The organism is Ornithinibacillus salinisoli (genome assembly GCF_042684965.1).
In the GTDB taxonomy this organism is placed as follows: domain Bacteria; phylum Bacillota; class Bacilli; order Bacillales; family Amphibacillaceae; genus Ornithinibacillus; species Ornithinibacillus salinisoli.
This window is the reverse complement of record NZ_JBHUMI010000017.1, coordinates 348,240-370,786: the sequence shown is the minus strand read 5'-3', so window position 1 is coordinate 370,786 and position 22,547 is coordinate 348,240. Positions and strand designations below refer to the sequence as shown.

Annotated in this window: 24 protein-coding genes and 2 riboswitches; of the genes, 3 read left to right on the top strand and 21 right to left on the bottom strand. The window is 35.8% G+C overall.

All coding sequences use genetic code 11. The annotated features are described in order from the left end of the window. Positions 1–171 precede the first annotated feature (171 nt). On the top strand, positions 172–456 hold the full coding sequence (locus ACFSTA_RS15830) for a hypothetical protein (protein WP_377557771.1): 285 nt from the start codon (positions 172–174) through the stop codon (positions 454–456). Between the two features lie 27 nt (positions 457–483). Here ACFSTA_RS15830 and ACFSTA_RS15825 read toward each other — a convergent pair whose 3' ends face one another. Next, complete coding sequence (locus tag ACFSTA_RS15825; RefSeq protein ID WP_377557770.1) at positions 484–756, bottom strand: YutD family protein; 273 nt, start codon at positions 754–756, stop codon at positions 484–486. 168 nt (positions 757–924) lie between these two features. On the opposite strand from ACFSTA_RS15825, the gene ACFSTA_RS15820 reads away from it, so the two are divergent. Beyond that, positions 925–1,491: a YhcN/YlaJ family sporulation lipoprotein gene (locus ACFSTA_RS15820; protein WP_377557768.1), complete on the top strand. Its 567-nt coding sequence runs from the start codon at positions 925–927 to the stop codon at positions 1,489–1,491. Between the two features lie 86 nt (positions 1,492–1,577). Then, positions 1,578–2,546 (top strand): M23 family metallopeptidase, encoded by a 969-nt coding sequence (locus ACFSTA_RS15815; RefSeq protein ID WP_377557767.1) that lies wholly within the window; start codon positions 1,578–1,580, stop codon positions 2,544–2,546. Between the two features lie 46 nt (positions 2,547–2,592). Here the strand turns inward: ACFSTA_RS15815 and ACFSTA_RS15810 are convergent, their stop codons facing one another. From ACFSTA_RS15810 to gcvH, 20 genes are all read right to left on the bottom strand, one after another. Then, positions 2,593–2,694, bottom strand: a complete 102-nt coding sequence (locus tag ACFSTA_RS15810) for a MetS family NSS transporter small subunit (RefSeq protein WP_377557766.1) — start codon at positions 2,692–2,694, stop codon at positions 2,593–2,595. A 1-nt stretch (position 2,695) separates the two neighbouring features. Then, a complete protein-coding gene (locus tag ACFSTA_RS15805; protein WP_377557764.1) occupies positions 2,696–4,243 on the bottom strand; it encodes a sodium-dependent transporter in 1,548 nt (515 codons plus the stop codon). Positions 4,244–5,035: 792 nt separating this feature from the next. Continuing rightward, a complete protein-coding gene (locus ACFSTA_RS15800) occupies positions 5,036–6,583 on the bottom strand; it encodes a Na+/H+ antiporter NhaC family protein (protein ID WP_377557762.1) in 1,548 nt (515 codons plus the stop codon). 139 nt (positions 6,584–6,722) lie between these two features. Next, positions 6,723–6,898: riboswitch (Lysine riboswitch) on the bottom strand. Between the two features lie 49 nt (positions 6,899–6,947). Continuing rightward, complete coding sequence (gene yunB / locus ACFSTA_RS15795; RefSeq protein ID WP_377557761.1) at positions 6,948–7,739, bottom strand: sporulation protein YunB; 792 nt, start codon at positions 7,737–7,739, stop codon at positions 6,948–6,950. 77 nt (positions 7,740–7,816) lie between these two features. Continuing rightward, the gene (locus ACFSTA_RS15790) at positions 7,817–8,902 is read right to left on the bottom strand and encodes an HD-GYP domain-containing protein (RefSeq protein ID WP_377557760.1); all 1,086 of its coding nucleotides are present in this window, start codon (positions 8,900–8,902) and stop codon (positions 7,817–7,819) included. 149 nt (positions 8,903–9,051) lie between these two features. Beyond that, positions 9,052–9,360 (bottom strand): YunC family protein, encoded by a 309-nt coding sequence (locus tag ACFSTA_RS15785; protein WP_377557759.1) that lies wholly within the window; start codon positions 9,358–9,360, stop codon positions 9,052–9,054. 77 nt (positions 9,361–9,437) lie between these two features. Beyond that, complete coding sequence (locus ACFSTA_RS15780) at positions 9,438–10,835, bottom strand: bifunctional metallophosphatase/5'-nucleotidase (protein ID WP_377557758.1); 1,398 nt, start codon at positions 10,833–10,835, stop codon at positions 9,438–9,440. 13 nt (positions 10,836–10,848) lie between these two features. Continuing rightward, positions 10,849–11,670, bottom strand: a complete 822-nt coding sequence (locus tag ACFSTA_RS15775) for a sulfite exporter TauE/SafE family protein (protein ID WP_377557757.1) — start codon at positions 11,668–11,670, stop codon at positions 10,849–10,851. 896 nt (positions 11,671–12,566) lie between these two features. After that, on the bottom strand, positions 12,567–13,964 hold the full coding sequence (gene sufB / locus ACFSTA_RS15770; protein ID WP_377557756.1) for a Fe-S cluster assembly protein SufB: 1,398 nt from the start codon (positions 13,962–13,964) through the stop codon (positions 12,567–12,569). A gap of 35 nt (positions 13,965–13,999) precedes the next feature. Then, positions 14,000–14,431 (bottom strand): Fe-S cluster assembly sulfur transfer protein SufU, encoded by a 432-nt coding sequence (gene sufU, locus ACFSTA_RS15765; RefSeq protein WP_377557755.1) that lies wholly within the window; start codon positions 14,429–14,431, stop codon positions 14,000–14,002. Then, the gene (locus ACFSTA_RS15760) at positions 14,421–15,641 is read right to left on the bottom strand and encodes a cysteine desulfurase (RefSeq protein ID WP_377557754.1); all 1,221 of its coding nucleotides are present in this window, start codon (positions 15,639–15,641) and stop codon (positions 14,421–14,423) included. Before ACFSTA_RS15760 ends, sufU begins: the two co-directional genes overlap by 11 nt. Further along, positions 15,641–16,951 (bottom strand): Fe-S cluster assembly protein SufD, encoded by a 1,311-nt coding sequence (gene sufD, locus ACFSTA_RS15755; RefSeq protein ID WP_377557753.1) that lies wholly within the window; start codon positions 16,949–16,951, stop codon positions 15,641–15,643. Before sufD ends, ACFSTA_RS15760 begins: the two co-directional genes overlap by 1 nt. Before the next feature lie 15 nt (positions 16,952–16,966). Further along, positions 16,967–17,752, bottom strand: coding sequence for a Fe-S cluster assembly ATPase SufC (gene sufC / locus ACFSTA_RS15750; RefSeq protein ID WP_377557752.1), 786 nt, complete (start codon positions 17,750–17,752; stop codon positions 16,967–16,969). A 286-nt stretch (positions 17,753–18,038) separates the two neighbouring features. Beyond that, complete coding sequence (locus ACFSTA_RS15745; RefSeq protein WP_377557751.1) at positions 18,039–18,179, bottom strand: hypothetical protein; 141 nt, start codon at positions 18,177–18,179, stop codon at positions 18,039–18,041. Positions 18,180–18,462: 283 nt separating this feature from the next. Then, positions 18,463–19,278 (bottom strand): MetQ/NlpA family ABC transporter substrate-binding protein, encoded by an 816-nt coding sequence (locus tag ACFSTA_RS15740; protein WP_377557750.1) that lies wholly within the window; start codon positions 19,276–19,278, stop codon positions 18,463–18,465. A gap of 62 nt (positions 19,279–19,340) precedes the next feature. Then, a complete protein-coding gene (locus tag ACFSTA_RS15735; protein WP_377557749.1) occupies positions 19,341–20,003 on the bottom strand; it encodes a methionine ABC transporter permease in 663 nt (220 codons plus the stop codon). Continuing rightward, positions 19,993–21,021 (bottom strand): methionine ABC transporter ATP-binding protein, encoded by a 1,029-nt coding sequence (locus ACFSTA_RS15730; protein ID WP_377557748.1) that lies wholly within the window; start codon positions 21,019–21,021, stop codon positions 19,993–19,995. Before ACFSTA_RS15730 ends, ACFSTA_RS15735 begins: the two co-directional genes overlap by 11 nt. A 115-nt stretch (positions 21,022–21,136) precedes the next feature. Further along, positions 21,137–21,247, bottom strand: a riboswitch (SAM riboswitch). 77 nt (positions 21,248–21,324) lie between these two features. Further along, positions 21,325–21,636: a thioredoxin family protein gene (locus ACFSTA_RS15725; RefSeq protein ID WP_377557747.1), complete on the bottom strand. Its 312-nt coding sequence runs from the start codon at positions 21,634–21,636 to the stop codon at positions 21,325–21,327. 20 nt (positions 21,637–21,656) lie between these two features. After that, the gene (locus ACFSTA_RS15720; RefSeq protein WP_377557813.1) at positions 21,657–22,010 is read right to left on the bottom strand and encodes a toprim domain-containing protein; all 354 of its coding nucleotides are present in this window, start codon (positions 22,008–22,010) and stop codon (positions 21,657–21,659) included. Between the two features lie 93 nt (positions 22,011–22,103). Beyond that, on the bottom strand, positions 22,104–22,487 hold the full coding sequence (gcvH, locus tag ACFSTA_RS15715) for a glycine cleavage system protein GcvH (RefSeq protein WP_377557746.1): 384 nt from the start codon (positions 22,485–22,487) through the stop codon (positions 22,104–22,106). Positions 22,488–22,547 lie beyond the last annotated feature (60 nt).

The window sequence follows — 22,547 nt, the reverse complement described above, 5'->3', positions numbered from 1 at the left end:
AGCCTTGATCTTCATACTTTATAAATGAACCAAATATGGATATGATTTTCCTCAACAATGGTAAGTCAAATCCAACAGCCACTTCTGTTATAGAAAACAAACGAACACCAACAATTGGTATAGTACTTCCTCCATTCTTAGTAAAACCTAAGATAAGAAAGGAGGATATATATGGCGAAAAACGATGACAAAAAGTTCTCCGATTTTTCCAATGTAAATAATCAAAGAAATAATTTGATACCTGAAGAATTTCCAGAAGGTGCATTCGGTTCTGCAATAAACAAAAAGGAGCCAGTCTCAGGAAAGTCTACACCATGGGGAGATGAGCAGCAACGTACTAGTGCCTTCGTATTCCCTTATAAGGAATTACATGAAGATTTACCTAGACAAGCAGCTGGTTCACATGTTATCCATGACGAACCTGACGATGTCCATCCAGAACAAGAGGAGAAGTAGTTCACAAAGAACTGCTTCTCCTCTCTTTTAATCGATCTTCTTAATAACAAAGTAAGCACACCCAAAATTACAATATTCATAAATATAATCATCCAGGGCACTAATTTTCGAATCAATTGCTACTTTCATATCATCATCGCGATAAAAGCCCTTTAACCTCAATTGTTCATAGCCCCAATCGCCTACTATATAATCATATTTCTTTAAAATATCTGTATATCTTGCTTCTAATGCATCCTGATTAAAACCATCTTTAACATTCTCTATAAGTTCGTACTTTTTTCCAAATAATTCTATCACCAAACTCACCCCTCATACGCTGAGTATAGTTTATCATATTTCCACCATTTCACCTAGAAAATAATTATCTGATTACTGTATGATTTTCTATTTTATACACAAAACTAACCATACATGAAATGAAGGTAACCATGAAATACACGGAAAGTTTAGTGAGGAGGAAATACATTGAAATATGTACTATCCAGCTTTTTAGTATTATTAATTGCACTAACTGCTTGTACAACTGATAACACAACAACCGAGCAAGAAAAAATAGCCGATGAATTAGATCCAACTAGAGATGAAGGCCCTGTCCGCGATACGGAATTTAAAGATCCAGAAGCCAAAAGTAGGCTAGGTTATGTTAATTACACAAAGGAACAGTTTGATCGTGACCCTGAGAAGGATCGTGTTGTCACAATGGACAGATCTGAGATGGCCGATATAATAGCAAGGCTAATATTACGACATGAAGCATTTGATGAAATAGCAACATTAGTTACTGGTGACGAAGTACTCATTGCATATGAAAAAAATGAGATGTTAGATGAGAATGAAGCAGCAGATGTCGCAAAGAAATCAGCAGCATCAGTTATGCCTCGCTACTTTGATATTTATGTGTCTGATAACAATGTATTAATCCGTGATATTGAAAGTTTGCATAACTCTACAACGACCGATTCTGATTATGAAAACACAATCAAAAGCATTATTAATGAAATGAAAAAATCACCACAAGGAACAGATGAATAAAGTAATTTAGTCCTTCAGGTAGGGTTAACTAAAGGGTTAGCCCTATACAAAGGATGACTTAGTTAGAATTGAATGAGGTGAAAAAATTGTCTTACAAGCGCTATTATCTATTTATTTTTCTTATCCTTGGTATCATTTCCCTTGTACAACCTGCTAGTGCTGAAGAAGAAAAAAACATTTATGAAGAGCGATTGTCACTCTATAAAAAAACAGAGGCACTAACACAAATTCCTTGGTACTATATTGCAGCAATAGACCAATATGAAAGACAGGTACAAAAAGGTTTGGAAGACGACCAGCTTATCTCCATTAAAATTCCGGAAGAACTGTGGTATGGTATCGGAAATAGCTCACAAAAGAAAGATACACAAATCATAAACCTATTTAGCGGAAAAGGAAAAGATGGAAATGATGATAAACTAGCTGATCCGAATGATCCTGAAGATATATTATACACCATGGCAAATTTAATTTTAGAATATGGACAAACCGAAGAGGATATTCGGATTGGTATCTGGAATTATTACAAGCGTGACTTAGCTGTTCATACAATTAAAAATACAGCTAAAGTTTTTAAAAAATTTCAGGATATTAACTTAACTGACCGAGATTTTCCAGTTGCTATAAATTATAATTACAGTTATAGAAATACATGGGGAGATCGACGTGGGTTTGGTGGAAATCGGATCCATGAAGGCACCGATATATTTGCTGACTATGGAACGCCAGTTAAATCAACTACATACGGTGTGGTCGAATTAAAAGGTTGGAATCTATATGGTGGTTGGAGAATTGGAATACGTGATATATATAATATTTATCATTATTATGCACACCTTAGCGGATATGAAGATGAGGTAAAAGTAGGTCAGATTGTAAAACCAGGTGACATTTTAGGTAGTGTTGGTTCAACTGGTTATGGACCCCCTGGCACCTCCGGAAAGTTCCCACCACATTTACATTATGGAATGTATAAAGATAATGGATACAGTGAATGGTCATTTGATCCTTACCCCTATTTAAAAAAATGGGAAAGAATGGCACGAAATAAATAATAATATTAAAAATGGGACTGTCCCTCAAAGGACAGTCCCATCAAATTTAATTTGCTTCTTTACTCTTCTTTACGGCATGAACTATGCTTAAAGCCAATCCACCCCAAATAATTAAAATACCTATAATCGCAACGATGACTGCACTCATTCTATTTTGCCTCCTTTGAAAGAGCTTCTTGATTTTCAACAGAAGAAGACGGTTTCCATTTCGTAAATGCCAATAATATACCAACAACTAAGGCGCCAGCAGCTACAGCCCATCCTCCCCATAGGATGAATGCATCAGAATATCCTTCATAGTTTCCAGTCGTATTAGTTTCACCAGTAAACTCTTTTAGTAAATTTTTCTTGAACAATCCAAACATCATATATCCAAGAACAACTGGAGTAATAATAGTTAAACATATTGTCCACCAAGATCCTAGACGAATATCTGATAATTCGTTTGCATGGCCTTGTAGATCCTTAACTTTACGTAGAACCCAAGCTACAAGTATTACTTCAACTAATCCAACAAATGCAACACCGAATTGATTTATGAAATAATCAGCAGCATCTAAGAAGAATAATCCACCTTGTGTTGCGAATAATAGTGAAATCAAAGCAGATAATCCACCACCATAAGCAACAGCCTTCGTTCTAGAAATTTTAAATTTATCAACCAAACCTGCAATGTATGTTTCGCAAATTGAGATTAAAGATGATAAACCAGCTAACACTAAGGATGCAAAGAACAAGAATCCAAAAAGTGCATTTAATCCAGGGAATTGATTAATAATTTCTGGGAAGACCACAAATGCAAGCCCCACTCCGCCAGCAACTACTTCATCAACAGCCACACCAGCTTGACCCGCCATGAAACCAAGGGCAGCAAATACCCCGATACCAGCGAGTAATTCAAAGCTGGAGTTTCCGAATCCAACAATAAACGCATTATTTGTAAGGTCAGATTTTTTAGGTAAGTAACTAGAATACGTAATCATTATTGCAAATGCGATGGACAAACTAAAGAATATTTGACCATATGCAGCAACCCATACACCTGGTTCTCGAATTTGACTAAAGTCAGGTGTGAAGAATGCTTGTAATCCATCCATAGCTCCAGGTAAAGTAAGTGCCCGAATAACAATAATTAGAAATACAATTACCAATGCTGGAATAAAAATTCGGTTGGCAACTTCAATACCTTTTTTAACACCTTTGAATAATACAGCTAGTACAATCGCCCATACAAGTACTAATGGGATTAATACTCCTGGTACAAAACTACCAGTTTGACCTGGGTCAACGGATAAATTTAAGTATTCACCAAATAAGAACCCTTCCGTGTCGGAACCCCAGTTTAAATTGAAAGAAAATACAGAATAAGACATTGCCCAGGCAATAATTACGGAATAATAGGTAGAAATGACGAAAGCAACTAATACTGCCCACCATCCAATAAACTCCGTTTTCTTATTCATCTTTTTAAATGCTAACGGCGCTGATCCACGGTATTTATGACCCATGGCAAATTCCATGATTAAAATCGGAATTCCAGCCGTTAATAGTGCAAATAGGTATGGAATAAAGAAGGCACCCCCACCATTTTCAAAAGCTGTAGCAGGAAAACGCCAAATATTCCCTAACCCAATTGCTGAACCTACTGCTGCAAGTATAAAACCTGCTCTTGTCCCCCATTGAGAACGAGTTTCCATGAATAGACCTCCCCTTTTTCCCCTTATCACTAAAAAGTAATAAGTATTCTTAATTTTTAATTCTTTTCAGAAATTAATCTTGTCTTGTATTATAACGGTACTTTTTAACTATGTCAAAACAATTTTTTAATTTTCTATATTATTATTATTGTTTAAAATAATAGTTAAAAAGAAAGCGCAACCATTAGTATCATATATGACACGAGCTGTTATTTTAATACACATTTTTATACAAAGGCAGTTTTTTATAGATAGTTTTGAATGCAACTTAATGAGTAATTAAGTGGGCAGTAACATACTGTTCAGAACACTACTAAAGTATCTTGTACTGTCTCTCAGGTGTCTTCGTGAAATTCCTCCGATCTTCACTCGTTGAATTGTTGCTTGTGAGCGAATATTTCGATTTATGAGCGAATTGTTGCTGGTTCTGAGCGAATATTTCATTTTATGAGCGAATTGTTGCTGGTTCTGAGCGAATATTTCATTTTATGAGCGAATAGCTGCTGGTTCTGAGCGAATATTTCATTTTATGAGCGAATAGCTGCTGGTTCTGAGCGAATATTTCATTTTATGAGCGAATCGCTACTGACAGTATAAGCATCCCAAGGGAGCTTGAACAGATGTCACACTTGTACTGGAAGTGAAAGCGAAGTATTTTCCCGGAGTGGGTTTCTAACTCTCGTTTCAATAGGATTAGAGTAAAATACGTTATAAAATTGCTATGCATTTTCTATCAATCGTAAAATTGCCTATACAAAAAACCTTGCACCAATTAAGATGCAAGGTTCCTTTCTAGTCTTTTTTTAAGAGAAAATGACTAAATAATGCACAAGCTATGATAATTATAAACGTTACCAGTAATCCTAATAATGCAGCATGGGTAATTCCTACGATTAAATAACCGATAGCAGCTGCAACTGCTGCGATAATTGCATATGGTAGCTGCGTTAATACATGGTCGATATGATTAGCTCCAGCCCCAGTGGATGATAGAATCGTCGTATCGGAAATCGGAGTACAGTGATCGCCAAATACTGCACCAGCTAGAACGGCTGCTAATGTTGGTAATAATAAGGATACATCCGTAATTGCTGTAACTTCAGCAGCAATTGGTAGCATGATACCGAAAGTTCCCCAAGATGTACCTGTAGCAAGTGCCATAACACCAGCTATCAAGAAGAATAAAAATGGCAATAATGCTGCACTAATATTCGCATTCTCAACTAACTGAGCTAGATATTCTCCCGTTTCTAATGTTCCAATAATAGAACCAATCATCCAGGCTAGTAGTAAAATGTAGATTGCCGGTAGCATTGTTTTAATTCCTTCTACAAATACTTTACTCGTGTTTGCTTTTGGTTTCCCAAGAAGTATGTGAAATACTAGTGCAGTTACTACTGCAGCTAGTCCACCAATGAATAAGGATAGGTTTACATCTGTATTCTCAAATATAGATAATATAGTAATATCGTTTTCGCTTGCCTGAGCACCTGTTACGACCATTGCTGATATAGTTGCTACTAATAAGACAACTATTGGAATTATTAGATGGTATACCTTGCCACCTCCATGCGATTTAAATGTATTACTTAAATCTCCTGGTACCATTTTATTTTTAGGGTCTAGTAAATCCCCTTGTTCTATCGCACGTTTTTCATGTTTACGCATTGGTCCAATATCCATTTTTAGATAAGCAACTAGAAATACTAACAATAACGCGCCTAATGCATATAAATTAAATGGGATCATCTTTATAAATGCTCCAAGTGGTTGGAAGTCAGTAATTTCGTTCGCTGCCATTAGACCTCCGATAATCCCGATTAAATATGCCCCCCAGCTTGATATCGGGGAAATAACTGTAATAGGTGCGGATGTAGAATCAATAAAGTAAGCTAATTTCGCACGTGATATCCGATGACGATCTGTTAGAGGTCTAGCAATTTGCCCAACAGCTAGTGCGTTGAAGTAATCGTCAATAAAAATAATTAGTCCTAATACAGGTGTCATCAGCTGTGCACCTGTTCTCGTTTTTATTCGTTTAATCATCCATTCTCCAAATGCTCTACTACCACCGGAAGCCTGTAAAAATGCCGTCATGATTCCAAGTAATAGTAAAAATCCAATTAGGAGAAGCTCTCCTATGTTCCATTCTCCATCTGAGATAAATATACCTACGAAGATATCCCATATTTCTTTTACTGCAGCCAATATCGAAAAATCATGAATAAATAATGCTCCGATAATGATCCCTGCTCCAAGTGAGAGCAAAACTTTTCTAGTTAATAATACAAGTACTAACATAATTAGTGCTGGAATAATTGAAAAAATTGTTCCTTCCATCTTTGTAACCTCCATTGTTGTAGTGTAGTTAGTTTCTGTGAAAGTACATGTGGAGATACGCTCGTTTTGGAAAAAAACACAAAAAAGCAATGATAGAAAATAACCTATCATTGCTTAACAATTTACGTTATCCTCCATTTCGATCAGTAGTTCCCCATGCACACACAAAGCATGACAGTTTGCCTTTTATTCAAAGACAACCCAGCAGTAATAAGTTTGACGCTTATTACGCTTCGGCAAGTAGTCCTTTCATCAATAATCATAGATGTCATACTCCTATTGATTAATCTTACTACTTGCGCCTCTACCTCACCGATCTGATAAGGTTTCAATATTTAATTTCGAAATCTATCATACTAAAAAATTAATCATCTTGCAAGTCATTATCCCCTATTTCTTCTTTCGGTACCGCTATGGAGGGGCCGCTTCCATTCCCCCCATAAAATTCTGGTACTTCTCCCATTACTAAATGTTTGTCAATTAAGATTTTCGTACTTACCTTTTCAACATCCGTAATAAAAGGTATTATAATTTGAACATCTGCTTCTACTTCAACATAAATAGACACATAAACATTGTTAATAGGTAGAACTTCTCTTTCTTCTACTAACTCTGTACGAACTGCACCAATAAGTTCAAGGTTGACAGGTATTCTTGGTCCTAAATTTGCAAGGATAGAATTACCTGTCGCCTGCCCAATTGGTATCTCAATGACGGTTGGGTCGCGATCAACAAGTTCGTCAACAGTATCTCCATATGGATCAGGTTCACCTAGTGGGTCCTGATATTTAGGAGGTTCCCCTCGATTCATACTATGAAAAAACTCTTCGACTCTATCTGTTGCTGCACGATTTATTTTATTTACTACAGACGAATCCCAATCAACAATCGTAATATAACCCTCATTATTTCGTTGTGTAATAGCTATATCTTCAAAAGTATAATTTTCTGCAAACTTAACTGCAGAATTAATACCTCTAGTTGCAAACTCGGTTGTTTTTTCATTTGCTACTTCCATTAATGTAGGCGTAATACCCTTATCAATTATAATAATGCTAACAATTGTACATATCGTAAATAAAATAAATGTCACCATTAATATCATCCGTACTGGAGGTGGTGATCGTCTTCTTTTAAATCTCATCCGCTGTCTCATCTTGAAAAACCCCCTTAAAACAATCTATGCTTGTTCCAAGGGGGTTAGAATATAAATTTTACTAGTCATTTTTCCAATTATTCTACGTTACATTTCGTTATTGTTATGTTTAGTTCCTTTGATAGATCTAGTTCATATGGTGTAATCATTTGTTTATGCTTATCTTTTATCACCCTAACAATAGGACGATCGCAGAGGTGTTTATTCTGTTTCACAACTACACCACTTGTTCCATCATTTAGTAAAACAGTCAGACCATTGGGATATACAACAATACTTTTCTTGAATGCTTCTACCATTTCCCTATCAAACAAGTTTACAGCGCCTGCATAAAGGATTTCTAATCCTTCGTGAGGAAGCATTGCATCCCGATAAACACGATTACTGGTAACTGCATCAAATACATCAGCAACACCAATGATTTTGGCATATGTATGGATTTTATCACCAGATAAGCCTCGCGGATATCCTGATCCATCTAAGCGTTCATGATGCTGATAAGCACAGTGAGCAACTACAGATGACACAGATCCTTGTTTACGGAGTAAATCAAATCCAATAGTTGTGTGTTCTTTCATAATTTCGAACTCTTTATCTGATAACTGATCAGGTTTTTGTAATACATCATAATCTATAAAAGCTTTTCCTATATCATGTAATATCGCACCAGTGCCTAATTCCGCTAATTCTTTTTCATTTAAATGTAATGCTTTTCCAATCGCTAAAGCATAGATAGTGACATTCAATGAGTGTTGAAAGATATAATCATCAGTTATAAATATATCCCCTAACAAAGAGATTGACTCTTTATGTTGATTTATTTCTTCTAATAAGCGATGAACAATAGTATTTAAATTTTTCTCTTCTTTATCAAGGATAAAGGATTTTGCCAAAAGATCCGTGCTTTTTACTTCAGAAAAAACTTGACGAACCGAATCGGTAGCATCTTTTCTTAGCTTTTCTGAGATCGCAGATACAACTTGTACGTCTTTCGTTTCCTCATCCTCTATGTATACATAAGTTATACCTTGGTCTCGCAATCGTTTTATAATGCTATTAGAAAGGCTCATTCCCTTTTGTAATAAAACGATTCCATTATCATTAGAAATGGTTTGTCCAAGGATAGCCCCTTTTTTTATATATTTTGTGCTTACTAGTCTCATTATGTTCTCCTATCTCAGTTCGAAAAAACGTCATTATTCGACAAATCCCTACTAAAATATTACCAAAACTTATCAAAAAAAGCTATGAGAAAATTAATTATTATCTATATATATTCTATTAAAAAAGCCTTCCAAAAATGGAAGACATTTTATGTTAATTTCTTTAATGCATCTTTACCAGTCATCCCAAGTTGCCAGCCATATTCCTTGGATGCATCGGTAATTTTAGCTAGTGGTGCATGCAAGAGTTCATCAATAGTTCGAACACCTTCCGCCCTACCAGCTATTACATTACGTTTTTTTAATTTTTCATTCTCGTTAAAAATATCAACATCAAGTGCAGCGCACATAATATAACCTATATCATTAGATATAATTAATAAGTTAGTTTTAGGGAGTTCCACACTAGTTGCCGTAAAGAATTTACCGTCAATCTCAAGGGGATTTACTGTGATCATTCAATTAATTCCTCCTTCGTCATACTCTATATATATGTATGCACGAAAAAGAAGGAGTGACACCAAAATACCTCCGCTTATGAACCATAGTTCTCCCGTAATGTTTCAGCTAATAAATCCCGTATGAATTCAGGAACGAAATAGTCCTTTATCTTTGACTTAGCTATTTCAGGTAGCAAGCGACCAAAAGTGAATGTATCTGCAGTTGCAACCGTGTAGATCTTTTCTGGATCCAAATGCTTTTCGTTTATCGTAACATCCAAAACATATTCCTGACCATTATCGTAAAAATCTGTAACTACATCCACCCCTGAAAATACCATTCTACCAATAACTTCACCACGGAATCCAAAACCCTTTAATTTTAATTCCGTGAACTCCTTTGTAAAGGAAGCACGAATCACTTCAATTAGTTCTGCACCATTTAGTTCAACAACACAAGGATTTATCGGATGTGGACAAATTCGGTGAACATCTTTATAGGTAACTATACCTTTTGGTAATTCATCCAGTAATAAGCCCGAATTTAACATAGCACAATCTGCATCTGTCCAATTCCGTATTTTATTTGTCAGTTGCTGCATGATTTGGGTATGTTGGAACCACTTTACTTTAATAGGTTCATCGATATAAACTACTCTTTTCCCTAGGATTTTATTAGCACTTTGTTCTAATTCCTCTTGCATTTGAACTGTTTGTAAATCCTTTGGTACATGCGAAATGTCAGTAGCATACGCTTCTTTATTGATGATTTTCTTATCAAAGTGGTCCCAGGTTAAAATTACCTCACCAACGAAAGAACAGTGCTTTCCTGCAGCTGTTATCAATGTGTTATTAATCCATTCTCCAGTGCGCAATAAATGATGAGTATGCCCACCGATAATAACATCGATATCATTAAATCGACGTGCAATTTCTTGGTCTTCATTGATTCCCAAATGCGATAATAATACAATAACATCTACTGATTTTTTTAATTCCACAATGTTCTTTTCTAGTGTTTCGTATGGATCAGAGACATGCCATTCAAGGAGTTCATAGTAATCATTGAAAGGGGCGGTTAGTCCGAGTACCCCAATTTTTACCCCTTGATCCGATTGAATGACTGTAGACGAGTGTAGCCATTTTGGCATAACCCCATCTAAGCTATGCAAGTTCGCACACAATACTTGAAAATTTGCCTCATCATACAAATGAAATAAATCATGATGTGATATTGTGATTCCTTCGTTATTTCCAATCGTAGCCAAGTCATAATTCAGTTCATTCATTAATTGTACGTTTGCTTTTCCCATAAATGCTTCTGCTATAGGATGTACACGATCGACATGATCGCCTATATCGCAAATCCAACATGATTCACTTGCTGCTTCTTTAGCTGTTTTCGCTTCTTTCAGGAAATTAGCCACACGTGGCCATTGTTTGAAGTTACTATGTAAATCATTCGTGTAGTAAAAGTACAATTTTTCTTGCATATTGTTATACTCCTTAGAAAAGACCATCCGCAATCATGCGTAAGCCTATAATGATCAATAAAACTCGCAATATCCGTTCCAATGTCTCCGCTCGAAGAATTTGATTCGTCTTGGCTCCTAATCTTCCACCAATCCAGGCTCCAGGAATAAAAAAGAATAGGTATTCCCAAGCAATATGCCCTAACATAATATGTGTACTAGCTCCTATAATACTCGTGAAGAAAATAATAAACATGGAAGTTGCTGTAGCAATATGTGCAGGTATTCCAAAAAGTAAGATCATTGCTGGAACCATAATGGAACCTCCACCAATTCCAAATAACCCAGATAATGTTCCAACAATAAGGGATAGTACTATTGCTTGCCACATTGATATCGCATAATTGTGTGTAACACCATCTAAGTAAAATGTTCTAACCACTTTATTATTTTTCATCGGAAGATTAGACGATGGCTGACGGCGTTTGAGTGAGAATAATGCCGTAATAAGTATCATTAATACCCCAAAATACAATAAAAATACTTCCGTTTCAACAAATTGATTAAGCCATGAGCCGATCACTCCACCAGGGATGCTTCCAATTAAAAACCATAACCCTGTTCGATAATCTACTCTTCCCCTTTTATAATATGTAAGTGTAGACGAAAGTGATGTAAATATCATAGCAAATAGTGAAATACTAACAATGGCCTGTGGAGTTGCCCAAGAAAATGCTTCAACTGATTGATTCAAAAGTAATAAACTCGGAATTAAAATAACCCCTCCACCTAATCCTACCAAACTTCCTACAAATGCTGTTAAAACTCCAATAATAATACAAATGATGTAAACCAAGATTTTTCTCCTTCTTTATGTATGTAATTTTATGATGACTAGTCTAATACTAGCATTGAATTGTTGTTTTTTGAATATATTTGTTTTGCTCGCTTGTGTCCGATGATAGATAAGCACAACAATTGAACCTATTTGATAAAGGTGGTTGCTGCTGCTTTGTCGAGATTGGAACTTGAGTCGGAAGTTCTATTACTAATAGCATTTAATCAAATGATTGTTGCATTTAAGCATAATAATGTCAGGATATATAGGTGTAATTTGGAAATGGTAATTGAAATGAGGTACAATAGAGTTATGCACGGTTCGTTGTGAGGGTGGGGACCACTCACTTTAACCTCTGGACACCAATTTTTAATGTAATTATTAATTGGTGAAAGGAGGGATAGTCGTTGGAAAACTTTGCGACAATATTCTTGATACTGTTCGCAGCAGGAACTTTCTTTGTAGCGTTGCTAGAATACATCAGGAGACTTATCAAAGATATGATCGACAAAAAGTGAACCCCCACCCGTGACCGACAAAATCACATAGGGTAGGGGTTCTTCTTTGTTCACCTAAGTTTTAAGGTAGTCCAGAGGGGATCTCCACCTAAACTCCTTACCGTGCTAACCGGGAATGTGTCCAGCATTCTCGGTTATTTTATGTTTTCTTATAAGTAATTATAACTTCTAATAGAAAAAATGTCCATATAACAAATTCCACTAACAATTTTCCTCAATTAGTATACCCAAAACGCTTATTTTCAAATCCACTTCACGGATAAGATCAAGGATGTTCATTCGAAAAACTTTGCAGCCTATACAAATAGTTAACGGAGTCGGCACAAATTCGGCACAACTCCGCTTAACATTCCTATAAAATTGTTCAACCATTGTTATGGAAAGGTTTATAAGACCTTAACCGATAGAACCTTCCATTTCAAACTTAATTAGGCGGTTCATTTCAACAGCATATTCCATTGGAAGCTCTTTCGTAAATGGCTCGATGAATCCCATTACGATCATTTCCGTAGCTTCCTCCTCAGATAATCCTCTACTCATTAGATAGAATAACTGTTCCTCAGAAACTTTGGATACTTTTGCTTCGTGCTCTAACGAAATGTTGTTGTTATACACTTCATTGTATGGAATTGTATCAGAAGTTGATTCGTTATCCATAATTAATGTATCACACTCGATATTAGAACGAGCACCATCTGCTTTACGTCCGAAGTGTACTATACCACGATAAGATACTTTACCACCTTGTTTCGAAATAGATTTCGAAACGATGGAAGAAGATGTATTAGGTGCTAAATGATGCATTTTTGCACCTGCATCCTGTACCTGACCTTTTCCAGCAAGGGCGATCGATAGCGTGTGACCTCGTGCACCTTCACCTTTAAGAATTACAGCAGGATATTTCATCGTTAACTTAGAACCGATATTTCCATCAATCCATTCCATGTTCGCATTTGCGTCACATGTTGCACGTTTTGTAACAAGGTTATAAACATTGTTAGCCCAGTTTTGAATCGTTGTGTAACGGCAATACGCATCTTTTTTAACAAAGATTTCTACAACCGCGCTGTGCAATGAATTCGTTGTATAAACTGGTGCTGTACAACCTTCAACATAATGTACAGATGCACCTTCATCTACAATAATAAGTGTACGTTCAAACTGTCCCATATTTTCTGAGTTAATACGGAAATAGGCTTGAAGCGGTGTTGAAGTTTGCACACCTTTTGGTACATAGATAAATGATCCACCTGACCAAACTGCTGAATTTAATGCAGCGAATTTATTATCAGTATAAGGAATAACTTTACCGAAGTACTCTCTGAAAAGATCTTCATTTTCTTTTAGAGCTGTATCTGTATCTTTAAATACGATACCCATATCTTCAAGGTCTTCTTTCAAGCTATGATATACAACCTCAGATTCGTACTGTGCAGATACACCAGCAAGATATTTCTGCTCTGCTTCTGGGATACCTAATTTATCAAATGTTTGTTTAATCTCTTCCGGCACTTCATCCCATGACTTACCTTGTCTTTCCGATGGTTTTACATAGTAGACAATTTCATCAAAGTCTAAACCAGTAAGATCTCCACCCCATTGTGGCATTGGACGATCATAGAAATGTTGCAATGCTTTTAAGCGATAATCTAGCATCCATTGGGGTTCTTCTTTCATTTTTGAAATTTCTTCAACTACTTTACGAGTTAGTCCTCGTTCCGTACGGAAAATCGAAACGTCTTTATCCGAAAAGCCGTATTTATACTCATCTATTTCAGGCATATTTTTCGCCATATTAATACCCTCCTTTTGGTGTAGGTAAAAAAAGATTATACTTCATGGACACCTTTTTCCATTGCTTTCCAAGCAAGTGTGGCACATTTAATGCGTGCTGGAAATTTTGAAACACCTTGCAAAGCTTGGATATCGCCTAAATCCATATCCGTATCCATCTCTTCACCAAGCATCATATTCGAAAATAGCTTTGACATGCTTAATGCGTCATCAACTTTTTTCCCTTTGATTGCTTGTGTCATCATGGATGCAGAAGACATACTAATTGAACAACCTTCACCCTCAAATTTGGCATCTTTCACAACACCATCTTCAAGTTGCATTTGTAACTGAATTCGATCACCACAGGTTGGATTGTTCATATCGACAGTTAAGGATTCACCTTCTACTTCCCCACGATTTCGAGGGTTTTTATAGTGATCCATGATAACCTGTCTGTATAATGTATCCAGGTTGTTAAAAGACATTACCAAAAAACTCCTTTGTTTTCAAGAGTCCATCAACTAGCCGATCAACGTCTTCCTCTGTATTGTACATATAGAAACTTGCCCGAGTTGTTGCAGTTACGTCCAACCATTTCATCAATGGTTGACAACAATGATGTCCTGCTCTAACTGCGACTCCAAATGAATCTAGTGCTGTTGCCACATCATGTGGATGAACATCATCCAAATTAAACGTAACAACGGCTGCTCGGTGCTCAGGTCCATATACGTTTATACCATCTATTGTACGTATTCTATTCATTACGTAGTCAGCTAATTTTTGCTCATGCTCTAAGATGTTATCCATTCCAATTTCATTTAAAAAGTCAATTGCAGCACCTAGCCCAACGGCACCAGCAATAATTGGTGTCCCGCCTTCGAACTTCCAAGGTAACTCTTTCCATGTGGAATCATATAAATTCACAAAGTCAATCATCTCGCCGCCAAATTCAATTGGCTCCATTTCTTCGAGAAGTGATTTCTTTCCGTATAAAACACCAATTCCAGTTGGAGCACACATTTTATGACCGGAGAATGCATAAAAGTCGCAATCTAAATCCTGTACATCAACTTTTATATGTGGTGCACCTTGCGCACCATCTACCACTAGTACAGCTCCATTTTCATGGGCGATTTTTGCAATTTCTTTCACCGGATGGATCGTACCTAAAACATTGGAAACGTGAGCGATTGCCACCACTTTTGTTTTAGAAGTAATTGTATTACGAGCATCTTCAAGTGTAATTGATCCATCTTCTTGTAATGGTATAAATTTTAATGTTGCCCCAGTTGCTTTCGCTACTTGCTGCCAAGGAATGATATTGCTATGATGCTCCATTTGTGTAATAACAATCTCATCACCCGCTTTTACGTTTGCACGCGCATAGCTACTTGCAACGGTATTGATAGCAGTTGTTGTTCCACGAGTGAAAATTACTTCTGCAGTACTAGAAGCATTAATAAATCTTCTAACCTTTTCACGTGCTCCTTCATATTGATCCGTTGCACGTGAACCCAATGTATGCACACCACGATGTACATTTGCATTGTTTTGTTTGTAATAATTACTTACTGCTTCAATTACAGGTAATGGTTTTTGAGATGTTGCAGATGAATCAAGGTATACTAAGGGATGGCCGTTAACTTCCTGATTTAAAATCGGAAACATTTGCCGAATGGCTTTCGGATCCATTAGTTAACCTTCCTTTCAATTACTTGTGTTAATTGTTCTTTCACCGACTCAATTGGTAATTGATTTACAACAGGTGCTAAGAATCCATGAATAACTAGTCGTTCAGCTTCATGTTGTGTTATACCTCGACTCATTAAATAATATAATTGTAATGGATCAACCCGTCCTACAGAAGCTGCGTGACCTGCTGTAACATCATCTTCATCAATTAATAGAATTGGGTTTGCATCTCCACGCGCTTTTTCACTAAGCATTAGTACGCGAGATTCCTGCTCTGCATTAGACTTGGAAGCCCCATGTTCAATTTTACCAATTCCATTAAATACATTCGAAGCACTATCTTTCATCACACCGTGTTGTAGAATATATCCTTCAGAATTTTTACCGAAGTGTACAATTTTAGCTGTCATGTTAGTAGTTTGTTTTCCTCTACCAACTGTAACAGCCTTCGCATTCGATACGGAATTATCTCCGACTAAATGAGTGATGTTTTCAAATACTGTGTTTCCATCGTTCATTTGTCCTAATGCCCAATCAATCGTTGCATCACGATATGCAACTCCACGACGATTAACATAAGTTGTCGTACCAGCTGCAAAATTATCCACAGCACCAAAAGAAATTTGAGCATTATTTTGTGCAATTACTTCCGTTACGATATTTGCAACAGTTTCTTCGTTTTCATTATGTGAAATATAATTTTCTACATAAGTTAATTGACTGTTTTCGTCAGCAACAACTAATACGTGATTAAACAAAGCGGCTTCTGGATCTTCTTGCCAGAAAACTACCTGTAATGGAACTTCTACTTGCACATTTTTTGGAACATATACAAAGATTCCACCATTCATTAATGCTGCATGTAAAGCTGTTAAACGATGCTCATCAATAGATACAGCATCTTTCATATAATAACGTTTCACTAATTCTTCATGCTCCTTAAGAGCAGTAAAGATATCTGTGAAAATAACACCTTTTTCTTGTAAGTCTTTGCTAAGTGCTGTATAAGCAACAGATTGATTACGTTGAATCAATAAGTTTTCCGGTAGGTTATCCTTATCAAAGAAATCTTGAATTTCCGTTGGTAAATCGTTTAGAGAAGAAATGGTTTCACCATTTCTGGCAGCATGTTTGAAATGACCAAAGTTCCATTTGCTAATATTCGTTTTATCTGGCTTTGGCATTTCTAATGAATCAACTTGCTCCAAGGCTTGCAGGCGTAAGTCTTTCATCCATGCTGGTTCATTATGTTCTTTTGAAAACTGTTCAATATATGATTGATCATACGGTAACTTTGTATCAACAGTCATGTTATCCCTCCTTACTTACGCGTTTTGCCCAACAGTTTCGTCTTCAATACCTAATTCTTCTTTAATCCAGTCATAACCTTCTGCTTCTAAACGATGAGCAAGTTCTGGTCCACCAGATTTAACTACACGGCCTTGCATCATTACATGAACCTTATCTGGAGTTATGTAGTTTAGCAAGCGTTGGTAGTGAGTAATAATTAAGCATCCAAAGTTTTCATCACGTAGTTTATTGATTCCTTTTGAAACAACTTTTAATGCGTCAATATCTAATCCTGAATCAATTTCATCCAAAATTGCAATTTCAGGTTTTAATAACATTAATTGAAGGATTTCGTTCCGCTTTTTCTCTCCACCTGAGAAACCTTCATTTAAGTAACGTTGTGCCATGTTTTTATCAATTTCTAAATAATCTAATGCATTATCCATTTCTTTAATGAATTTCATTAACGGAATTTCATCGCCTTCCTCACGACGAGCATTAATTGATGAACGTAGAAAATCAGAAGTAGTTACTCCGCTGATTTCACTTGGATACTGCATCCCTAAGAAAAGGCCAGCACGAGCACGCTCGTCAACTTCCATTTCTAATACATCTTCACCATCAAGAAGAACACTTCCTTCTGTGATTTCATATTTAGGATGCCCCATAATTGCTGAAGCTAAAGTGGACTTCCCTGTACCGTTTGGTCCCATTACTGCATGGAACTCGCCACCATTTATTGTTAAGTCTACACCTTTTAATATCTCTTTACCTTCAATTGAAACATGAAGATTTTTAATTTCTAGTGTTGATCCTGCCATATCGATACCTCCAAATACTTGTTTTATTATTATTGATGTAGGATTGAATTACATCCATTCTCAATTTATTCTCATTACAATCTTAAAGCATTTCGAATGTATAATCAACATTTTTAGGCTGTAATTGTCGATATTAAATTAATTTATACAAACCTAGTTTCTTCTATATTAATAGTAACACTAAAAAACGTATATGTAACCATATGTAAAGTGAAACTTCATTATGGGGGTTTTCTACATCAAAAAAACTGATGCTCCATAATAGAACATCAGCCATACCTTTATATTATTTATGAAGTTGATTATCAAGTTCAGCGATCATATGTTTACATTTTTCATATTCTTCATGACGTCTCTTTTCTACAGCCATTCTCATTTCCAATTTCCTACTGTACTCTGCATAACAAATCTGATGTGATTGTTGCATAGCTTTCTCCATTTCAGGAGTGTAATTCATCTTAATCTCACTATTAATAGTGAACCATCCTTTCATTTTGTTTACGATATAAATCATAACACGCGGACAAAACTCAGCTCAATGTTGATTTGAACCCCTGGTTTAGGATGGAATTGAATATAACGACTTGAATGTTATATAACGATTAATTTTAATAACATTTAACCGATTTCTACCATATACTATTAAATACTCTAAATTTGCAAAAAAATCCAGTGAATTCATAAAAATTCACTGGATTTTTTTCCGTTGTTTAATTATTTCCACCGACAGGAACAACTGCTCCCTCATATTTTTCTAGAATGAAATCTTGAATTTCTTCAGAATGTAATACATCAACTAATGTATTTATTGCCTCGTTCTCTTTATCTTCAGAACGAACGGCAATGACATTTACATATGGAGAACTTTCATCCTCGATGAATAGTCCATCTTCTAATGGATTTAAGTCAGCACCTAGTGCATAGTTTGTATTGATTACGACAAGTGTATTTTCTTCCGTTTCATATAATTCTGGTAAGAATGCTGGATCATAGTCTGGCTGAAAATCTAATCCTTTCGGGTTTTCTACGATATCTTCAATTGTAGCTTCCTCTTTATTTATTTCATCATCTAATGTAATTAATCCTGCTGATTCAAACAATCCTAAAATTCGACCATGATCAGGAACGGAATTACTTAATAATACCTCTGTACCTTCTGGAATTTCGTCTAGACTAGAAATACCTTTAGAATAAACACCAATTGGTTCAACATGTATTCCATCAATATAGTCTAAATCATAACCTGTATCTGCTACGGTTTGCTCTAGATATGGAATATGTTGAAAATAGTTTGCATCTAAGTCCCCACTTGCTAAATCATCATTCGGTAACACATAGTCTTCATATGGTTCAATTTCTAATGTATATCCTTGTTCTTTAAGAAGGTCTTTAGCTTCTTCTAAAATCTCGGCGTGCGGAACACTAGATGCACCAACTTTAATTGTATTTTCATCTGAATTGCTTCCTCCACATGCTGCTAATGTAACAACTACGAATAATGCTAAAATTGCAATAAACTTTTTCATTTTGTACGTCCCCTTTATTATTTTTTTTGGAAAACTGGCTTTTAACCCTTTAACCACATGTATTAACGCTTATCTAGTTTATTGGAACTATAATCTCCAATAAATTGAAAAATAAATACAATCAAAACGATTATCACAGAGCAAATAAATACTATATCGTAATCACGTCGCTGGAATCCAGAGTAATAAGCATAACTACCTAAACCTCCTGCTCCAATAGCACCTGCCATCGCAGTATATCCAATTAAGGCTATTGCTGTAACTGTTATTCCAGATACTAAGGCCGGTATAGATTCCGGTATAAGAACACGGAAAATAATCGTTCTAGTTTTGGCTCCCATAGCCTGTGCCGCTTCAACCACACCTTTATCTACTTCGCGTAGCGCGATTTCTACTAGACGTCCATAAAATGGGGCTGCTCCGATAATTAATGCGGGTAAAGCCGCATTTGGACCACGAATAGTTCCAATTAGAAAGTTCGTAAATGGGAACAACAATAAAATTAAAATAATGAATGGGATAGCTCGAAACACATTAACAAATGCAGCTACTATAAAGTTAAGATATTTGTTTTGCCATATCCCACCCTTCATTGTCAGGTATAGAAGTAATCCTAGAATAATACCAAAAATAAAAGTTCCAAGCAGTGCAATTATTGTCATATAAAACGTTTCATATGTTGCTTCCAGCAAGTCATCTATCTTTATATTGGAATCATGTAACATTTCGAATAACCTCCACTTCTACCGAGGTTTCATCAGCTATGAATTGTCTTGCTTTATCAATTTCATCTGTTTCACCTGTTATTTGGACTATTAACGTCCCATAAGCACCTCTTTGCGTTTGCGTGATTTTGCCTTGTAAAATATTAAGCTCTACATGATATCGCTTTGCAAGCTGACTAATTAATGCTTGATTTGCTGATTCTCCAACAAAATGAAGACGGACAACATTCCCTTGATTATAGGTTTCTAGTAATTGTTCCAGATCATCTTCCGTGCCATTCCCCATTACTTGCTCAACAAATTTTTTCGTTACTGTTTGTTTTGGGTTTAAAAACACATCAAGTACATCACCTTGTTCAACAATTTTTCCATTTTCCATAACAGCAACTTGCTTACAAATCTTTCGGATGACATGCATTTCATGGGTAATCATGATAATTGTTAATCCGAGCTTTTCATTAATGTCTACTAATAAATCTAAAATCGAATCTGTTGTTTCTGGATCAAGAGCTGATGTTGCTTCATCACACAGCAATACTCTAGGGTTGTTAGCTAGTGCCCTTGCAATACCTACTCGTTGTTTTTGCCCCCCACTCAATTGCGATGGATAAGCATTTTCTCGACCAGATAATCCTACCAAATTGATTAGTTCTTGAACCCTATTTTCACGTTCCACTTTCGGTATTCCTGCAATTTCAAGCGGAAAAGCAATATTATCTTTTACTGTGCGAGACCAAAGTAAATTAAAATGCTGAAAAATCATTCCGATTTCCTGTCTGGCCAATCGAAGTTCATTCGTGTTAAGCGCAGTTATTTCCTTCTCACCAATCGTAATATTTCCTTCAGATGGTTCTTCCAATCTATTTAACAATCGGACGAATGTACTTTTTCCAGCCCCACTATAACCGATGACGCCAAATATATCTCCATCTTGAATATCAAGGTCAAGACGATCTACAGCAGTTATCGTATCTGAATTTGTCTTAAAAACCTTGCTTAAACCTTTTATGGAAATCACAACTTATCCTCCTAAATGAAAAAAATTATATTCATATTATTATGTCCTTTTAACCATAAAAAAACGCCTTTCTGCACAAGAGAACAGAAAGACGTAAATAGTTATATCTCACGTTCTCTCATCTTCCAAAGCATATGCTTTGTAGGAATTGGCACCGTTTCAAACAAAATGTTTGAAGGTTGCCGCGGGTTCACAGGGCCTTTCCCTCCACCGCTCTAGATAAGAGTTACTTATATTCGATTTAAATTATAAATAGAATAATAGCATCCAATAATTTCACTGTCAATAACTAATTTTAAAAAATTATTTTTCAAACAACTCTGGCCGATACTTCATCACATATTGATAAACATTAGGAATGGACTGAAATGCATATATTTTTTCTACTACTTCCTCCTTGTGTTTAATCAATAAACAAGGAACACTTTCTACTTGATTCTCCAACATAAACTGTGGATATAACGAAGCATTCATTTCATGAAATATATCTGTTTGATGAATTTTCTCTATTTGATGAATCATCGAACGCGTTAAATGACAAGTACCACAAAAAGGGGTATGTATAAATAGTAAATAACTATCATGTAATAAGATTTCATTATTAATTTCTTGCAAAAAATCACCCTACCTACTGACTACATCAAAAATAGTGGATTAACCGCAATATGCTTACTTACTAGAACTGTAGCTAAAAAGCTTTCTGGAGTTGTTGCTACCTCGCGATATTCACTACTTACATGAATATGTTCTGCATGGGGGAGTTCATTGGATAATTGCTTACGTAACTTTTGTCCAGATTGATCCTCGTCAACCAAAATAAATACATCTCTATGGTCTAGATCATAGGTCTCTAGAAGTTCATCAAATCTTTCAACACCGAACGTTCCATTGGTACAGATAATCGTTACTTCTTCGTCAATAACCTTTTCAATCTGTTTTTTATCAGTTAAACCTTCCACAATAATAACCTTATCTGAGCACTCTTCCATCATTACCATACACCCCTAAAAGTTGGTCTATGTGAAATAAGGCTGACTCTTTACCTTTTAATAGGTAGAGCCAGCCTTTGTATGTACGATTTATTAGTCTTCCTCAATAACTTCTTGATACTGCTCAGCTGATAATAAATCGTCATATTCAGATTCATCGGATGGTTCTATTACAATCATCCAAGCTTTTTCATAAGGAGATTCATTCACTAATTCTGGGCTATCTTCTAGCTCTTCATTAATTTCTACTATTTTCCCACTTAGTGGAGCGTAAAGTTCAGAAACAGTTTTTACAGACTCAACACTACCAAATGGCTCATCAGCCTCTATTTCTTCTCCTACTTCTGGAAGCTCAACAAATACAATATCACCTAGTTCGTCTTGAGCAAAATCAGTAATACCAATACGTACTTTGTCTCCTTCTTTTTTTACCCATTCATGTTCTTCTGAATATAACAGATCTTTTGGTAAGCTCACCTTAAATCCCTCCAATAATTCATTCAAATTTACTATACATTGTACAAGCTATTATTTCTA

Excerpts from the sequence above, each read along its gene's own strand:
- ACFSTA_RS15830 (WP_377557771.1), top strand. The coding sequence starts at position 172 with ATGGCGAAAAACGATGACAAAAAGTTCTCCGATTTTTCCAATGTAAAT.
- ACFSTA_RS15810 (WP_377557766.1), bottom strand. The coding sequence starts at position 2,694 with ATGAGTGCAGTCATCGTTGCGATTATAGGTATTTTAATTATTTGGGGT.
- ACFSTA_RS15805 (WP_377557764.1), bottom strand. The coding sequence starts at position 4,243 with ATGGAAACTCGTTCTCAATGGGGGACAAGAGCAGGTTTTATACTTGCA.
- ACFSTA_RS15800 (WP_377557762.1), bottom strand. The coding sequence starts at position 6,583 with ATGGAAGGAACAATTTTTTCAATTATTCCAGCACTAATTATGTTAGTA.
- yunB (WP_377557761.1), bottom strand. The coding sequence starts at position 7,739 with ATGAGACAGCGGATGAGATTTAAAAGAAGACGATCACCACCTCCAGTA.
- ACFSTA_RS15790 (WP_377557760.1), bottom strand. The coding sequence starts at position 8,902 with ATGAGACTAGTAAGCACAAAATATATAAAAAAAGGGGCTATCCTTGGA.
- ACFSTA_RS15785 (WP_377557759.1), bottom strand. The coding sequence starts at position 9,360 with ATGATCACAGTAAATCCCCTTGAGATTGACGGTAAATTCTTTACGGCA.
- ACFSTA_RS15780 (WP_377557758.1), bottom strand. The coding sequence starts at position 10,835 with ATGCAAGAAAAATTGTACTTTTACTACACGAATGATTTACATAGTAAC.
- sufB (WP_377557756.1), bottom strand. The coding sequence starts at position 13,964 with ATGGCGAAAAATATGCCTGAAATAGATGAGTATAAATACGGCTTTTCG.
- sufU (WP_377557755.1), bottom strand. The coding sequence starts at position 14,431 with ATGTCTTTTAACAACCTGGATACATTATACAGACAGGTTATCATGGAT.
- ACFSTA_RS15760 (WP_377557754.1), bottom strand. The coding sequence starts at position 15,641 with ATGGATCCGAAAGCCATTCGGCAAATGTTTCCGATTTTAAATCAGGAA.
- sufD (WP_377557753.1), bottom strand. The coding sequence starts at position 16,951 with ATGACTGTTGATACAAAGTTACCGTATGATCAATCATATATTGAACAG.
- sufC (WP_377557752.1), bottom strand. The coding sequence starts at position 17,752 with ATGGCAGGATCAACACTAGAAATTAAAAATCTTCATGTTTCAATTGAA.
- ACFSTA_RS15745 (WP_377557751.1), bottom strand. The coding sequence starts at position 18,179 with ATGCAACAATCACATCAGATTTGTTATGCAGAGTACAGTAGGAAATTG.
- ACFSTA_RS15740 (WP_377557750.1), bottom strand. The coding sequence starts at position 19,278 with ATGAAAAAGTTTATTGCAATTTTAGCATTATTCGTAGTTGTTACATTA.
- ACFSTA_RS15735 (WP_377557749.1), bottom strand. The coding sequence starts at position 20,003 with ATGTTACATGATTCCAATATAAAGATAGATGACTTGCTGGAAGCAACA.
- ACFSTA_RS15720 (WP_377557813.1), bottom strand. The coding sequence starts at position 22,010 with ATGGAAGAGTGCTCAGATAAGGTTATTATTGTGGAAGGTTTAACTGAT.